This is a genomic window from Psychromonas sp. Urea-02u-13, from assembly GCF_002835995.1.
Taxonomy (GTDB): Bacteria; Pseudomonadota; Gammaproteobacteria; order Enterobacterales; family Psychromonadaceae; genus Psychromonas.
In genome coordinates this window covers 1-495 of the sequence record NZ_PJBZ01000263.1, presented here as the reverse complement: position 1 = coordinate 495, position 495 = coordinate 1, and the positions used below count along the sequence as shown (strand labels likewise).

The 495-nt window shown below is 39.6% G+C and carries 1 pseudogene; it reads left to right on the top strand.

Annotation, left to right across the window (positions count from 1 at the left end):
* Positions 1-130: 130 nt before the first annotated feature.
* Positions 131-232, top strand: a pseudogene (locus CXF74_RS23200) (IS6 family transposase); the annotation flags it as partial.
* Positions 233-495 lie beyond the last annotated feature (263 nt).

Sequence of the window (495 nt, the reverse complement as noted above, 5' to 3'; positions counted from 1 at the left end):
TCTACAATCGGTGCCGATTTAAATATGAGAATTAACGATAATTTTCAGAGGTTTTAACCTGCGAGTTGAAGTGCCTCAGGTATAGTTGATTTTATCTCTGTGAATGTTGTGACAAAAATGAAACAAGGGCCTTTCTGGCGTATTAGTGCAGAGCTTAATCGACGTTGTCGATATTAAGTATCTCAATAATATTGTTGAGCAAAGTTATCGGCCAATAAAACAGAAGATGGTTCAGGCATCTGGTTGGAAACCAGAAGCTGGGGCTTTAGCTACGATGGCGGGGCAAGAAACTGGGACGATGATTAAACGAGGACAGATTATTGGCGATGAGTCGGTGCCAATATGGAATCGCTTTTACGCGCTCACTGCATAATAGAGTCTGGAATTCGCCACATTTATACTGAGCTAAAACTTTTCAACAGAATCCATAAGCGTTCTAAAATATCGCTCTATCCCTTGTATTTCCTAAGATTTGGCTTCTTATTTAAATTCATG